We start from the raw sequence: 4,350 nt of genomic DNA on the forward strand, positions 1-4,350 counted from the left end.
GCTTATGAGTCCAGAACCTAGTCAGGTGGACGTGGAGTCCGGTCAGTCCAGCCCCGCGCAGAACCGCCCCAGCGCCTGCGGATACAGCCGGTGCTCGGCCGCGAGCACGCGGGCGGCCAGCGTCTCGGGGGTATCGCCGGCGAGGACCTGTACACGCGCCTGATCGAGAATGGGCCCCTCGTCGACGCCTTCGCTGACGAGGTGGACGGTGCAGCCGGCTTCCGCGTCGCCGGCGTCGAGGGCGCGGCGGTGGGTGTCGAGGCCGGGGTATTTCGGCAGCAAACTGGGGTGGATGTTGAGCATGCGACCGGACCAGCGGCCCACCAGCCAGGGGGTCAGGACGCGCATATAGCCGGCCAGCGCCACGACCTCGATGTCATGGGCGCGCAGGGCCTCATCGAGGGCGGCTTCGTGGGCCTGCCGGTCCTTGCCGAACGGGGCGTGGGGCAGGGCGAGGGTGGCGATGCTGCGTTCGGCCGCCCAGGCCAGACCCGGCGCCTCGGTCTTGTTCGACAGGACGAGGGCGACCGCATAGGCGTCACCGGCCCCCTCCACGAGGGCGCGCAGATTGCTGCCCGTGCCCGAGATCAGCACGGCGACACGGACAGGCGGCCTGGTCACTCGGCGGGGGCCACGCGATAGTCACCGGGCGGTCCGGGGAAGGTGACCGGGCTCTCATAGCCATCGGCCGAGACGGCCGAGACACCGAAGAAGTAGTCGTCGATGACGATGCCTTCCAGCACGATGCGGGTGGTGTCGCCGCCCTCGACCCAGCGGCTCCAGGTCCACTGAGGGGCGGTGGTGGCGCGCCACCAGACCCTGTAGCCGGCAGCACCCGGCACGGCCTGCCAGGTCAGGGTGGTGTCGGGCTGGACCGCGCCGGCGATGGTCACGCCGGTGGGCGGAGCGGGGGCGCTGGCGAGGGCTGCCATGCTGATGACGTTCAGCCGGGTGACCTGGGCCAGATAGTCGAAATCGACGCCGTCGATGGTGTCGCCATAGTGGACACCGTCCTCCACCCGCAGGTCCTGATGCTGGCGGTCATAGTTTTCGGCGCCTTCCGAAATCCGCACGGCGGGGAAGCCCGCCCGCAGCATCTCGACCTGATCGCCACCGCGCCCGAAGCGGTCGGTGCGATAGATCATCTCGACATCGAAATTGGTCAGATACCGGTCGGCGATGCCGTCGATGAAGCGCGCCAGGTTGCGGGAAGAGGAGTCGACCTCGCCGCCGTTGTAGCGACGGCTGTTGGCCTGGGTTTCGGTCTCGACCGTCTTGGTGCCTTCGGAGAACACCCGTACGCGGGTGGTGTCGACGATGCCGCTCTGGCCCTCGGAATTGCCGACGATGTCGTTGTTGAGATTGGCCTGGACAAACCAGCCCTGTTCGGTCGCATAGTCGGCCAGAATCTTGCCGCCCAGCAGGCCCTGCTCCTCGCCCGACAGCACGGCGTACACGAGGGTCGCATCGAACTGATAGGCCGACAGGATGCGCGCGGCCTCGAGCACGGCGGCCACGCCCGAGGCGTCGTCATTGGCGCCCGGGGCGTCGGAGGTGAAGTCCATCACATCTGTGACGCGCGAATCCAGATGGCCCGAGATGATGATGACCCGGTTGGGATCGCCGGTGCCGCGCTGGATAGCGACAACATCGACGACCTCGGTCGGGGTCGGCACCCGACGGCCGGTGACGGTGTCGGACGGGGTGACGACCTCGAGGCAGCCGCCGCAGGCCTGGCTGATGCTCTCGAACTCGCGCTCGGCCCAACGGCGGGCGGCGCCGATGCCGCGCGTTTCGGACTGGGTCTCGGACATCGTGTGGCGAGTGCCGAAGTCGACCATGGTCTGGATGTCGGCGCGCATGCGCTCGGGCTGGACCAGAACACCGAGGGCCCGCAGCTCGGCGTGGTCGACGGCAGCAGACGTCTGGGCCGCAGCCGGGGCGGCGAGGCCCACAGACAGGGCGGTACCGGCGGCGAGGCAGAGGGACGCGATCAGACGCATGGCAATCTCCTGAACAGGGGGGTTACCGTGACGGCATCGCCCCCCGGGGGTCAAGCGCTCAGGCGCTGGCCTGAAGCTGGCCGCAGACAAAAGCGGTCTCGCCGGCTTCAAGCAGGCCCTCGAGCACATCCTCGACGTGCTCGGGGCCGACGATCAGGATGAAACCCACGCCACAGTTGAAGGTGCGGCGCATCTCGTGATCCGAAATGCCGCCCGCCTCGGCCAGCCAGTCGAAGACCGGCGGACGCGGCCAGGCCTGCCAGTCGAACACAGCCTCCAGCCCCGGAGCGATGCAGCGCGGGGGGTTCTCGATCAGGCCGCCGCCGGTGATGTGGGCCGCGCCCTTGATCCAGCCCTGCTTCATCAGGGGCAGCACCGGCTTTACATAGATGCGGGTCGGCTCCATCAGGGCCTGTGCCAGGGTGCGGTCGTTGGCAAAGGGCGCATCGTCGGCCCAGGTCAGGCCGCGCGTCTCGATCACCTTGCGGATCAGGGAGTAGCCGTTCGAGTGCGGGCCGCTGGAGGCCAGGCCGATGATGACATCGCCGGTGTTCTGCAGGTCGTGGCGGGGCAGGGTGTGACCGCGCTCGACCGCGCCCAGCGAAAAGCCCGCCAGATCATAGTCGCTGCCCTCATAGAGGCCGGGCATCTCCGCCGTCTCGCCGCCGACCAGGGCGCAGCCCGCCTGACGACAGCCCTCGGCGATGCCGGCCACGACGCGGCGGGCGGCCTCCACGTCCAGCTTGCCGGTGGCATAGTAGTCGAGGAACAACAGGGGCTCGGCGCCCTGGGCCAGCAGGTCATTGACGCACATGGCCACCAGATCGATGCCGACGCCGTCGTGGCGGCCGGTGTCGATGGCGATCTTCAGCTTGGTGCCGACGCCGTCGGTGGTGGCGACGATCAGCGGGTCGGTGAAGCCGGCGGCCTTGAGATCGAACAGGGCGCCGAATCCGCCCAGCGAGGGCTCGGACCCCTTGCGGGCGGTGGATTTGGCCAGCGGCTTGATGGCGTCGACCAGCCGCTCTCCGGCGTCGATATCCACCCCCGCCTGGGCATAGGTCAGGCCGTTGGGCGGGGGAGAAGAACTGTCGCTCATCGAACACGAACCTGAATCAGTGGACGGAATTCCGGCGCCCCTCTTGCCATGAGGGCGCACGCCGGGGCTATAGCATTCAAATGACCCCGATCACCACCAATCCAGCCCTTGTCGACTTCTGTGCGGAACTGGCGAAGGCGCCGTTCATCGCCGTGGACACCGAGTTCATGCGCGAGACCACCTATTGGCCCCGGCTGTGCCTGATCCAGGCGGCGTCGGCGGACGTATCGGGGATCATCGACCCGATGGCCGAGGGGCTGGACATGGAGCCCTTCCTCGACCTGCTGCGGGATCCGAAGATCATCAAGGTCTTCCATGCGGCGCGGCAGGACATTGAAATCTTTGTGCGGCTGGGCGCCATGCCACTGCCGATGTTCGACACCCAGGTGGCGGCCATGGCGGCGGGCTTTGGTGATCAGGTGTCCTATGAGGCGCTGGTCCGCCAGATGCTGAAAAGGGAATTGGACAAGGGCAGCCGCTTCACCGACTGGGCCCGGCGGCCGCTGTCGGAGGCGCAGCTGACCTATGCGCTGGGCGACGTGACGCATCTGGCCGCGCTCTATCCGCGCCTGCGAGAGCAACTGGCCAAGGCCGGGCGGCTGGACTGGGTGCTGCAGGAAATGGGGGCGCTGACCGATCCCCAGCTCTACGACACCACTCCCGAAAACGCCTGGAAACGCCTGAAGCCCAAGAAGTATTCCGCCAAATATCTGGCGGCATTTGTGGCCACCGCCGTCTGGCGCGAGCGCATGGCGCAGGAGCGCGACCAGCCGCGCGGGCGAATCATCAAGGATGAGGCGATCGACGAGATCGCCACCCAGGCCCCGACCGATCCGGACGCCTTCAACCGCCTGAGGTCGGTGTCCAAGGGATTCGGGGCCTCGCGGCTGGGCGAGAGCCTGATCGCCGAGCTGAAGACCGTGCTGGCCGACCCTGAGGCCCATGCGCCGGATATCGAGCGCCCGGGGCATCGCCCGGCAGCGGCCCCCTCGGTGGTCGAGCTGTTGAAGGTGCTGCTGAAGGCCAAGAGCGACAATGCCGGCGTGGCGACCAAGATGATCGCCAATGTCGCGGATCTCGAGAAGATCGCGCTGGACGACGACGCCCCGGTCGACGCCCTGAAGGGGTGGCGGCGCGAGATGTTCGGCGAGGATGCGCTGAAGCTGAAGCGCGGCGAGCTGGCGCTGGTGCTGAACGGCTCGCGCGTCGAGGTGGTCGAGATCGAGGGCTAGGTGTCGAAGCTATGAA

4 protein-coding genes are annotated in these 4,350 nt (G+C 68.0%); 1 reads left to right on the forward strand and 3 read right to left on the reverse strand.

Going from position 1 to position 4,350, the window contains the following annotated elements; translation table 11 throughout:
* Window positions 1–42: 42 nt before the first annotated feature.
* Genes purN through purM form a run of 3 tightly spaced genes read right to left on the reverse strand, consistent with a single transcriptional unit; the run spans window position 43 to window position 3,102 of the window.
* Window positions 43–621 (reverse strand): phosphoribosylglycinamide formyltransferase, encoded by a 579-nt coding sequence (purN, locus tag B4K74_RS06625; protein WP_286692273.1) that lies wholly within the window; start codon window positions 619–621, stop codon window positions 43–45.
* The gene (locus B4K74_RS06630; RefSeq protein WP_286692274.1) at window positions 618–2,003 is read right to left on the reverse strand and encodes a M28 family peptidase; all 1,386 of its coding nucleotides are present in this window, start codon (window positions 2,001–2,003) and stop codon (window positions 618–620) included. Before B4K74_RS06630 ends, purN begins: the two co-directional genes overlap by 4 nt.
* A gap of 58 nt (window positions 2,004–2,061) precedes the next feature.
* Window positions 2,062–3,102, reverse strand: a complete 1,041-nt coding sequence (gene purM / locus B4K74_RS06635) for a phosphoribosylformylglycinamidine cyclo-ligase (RefSeq protein ID WP_286692275.1) — start codon at window positions 3,100–3,102, stop codon at window positions 2,062–2,064.
* Between the two features lie 80 nt (window positions 3,103–3,182).
* Between purM and rnd the strand changes: the two genes are divergently transcribed.
* Window positions 3,183–4,334, forward strand: a complete 1,152-nt coding sequence (gene rnd / locus B4K74_RS06640) for a ribonuclease D (RefSeq protein ID WP_286692276.1) — start codon at window positions 3,183–3,185, stop codon at window positions 4,332–4,334.
* Window positions 4,335–4,350: the final 16 nt, after the last annotated feature.

Origin of the sequence: Brevundimonas sp. UBA2503, assembly GCF_002341485.1 — a bacterium.
Lineage (GTDB): Bacteria > Pseudomonadota > Alphaproteobacteria > Caulobacterales > Caulobacteraceae > Brevundimonas > Brevundimonas halotolerans.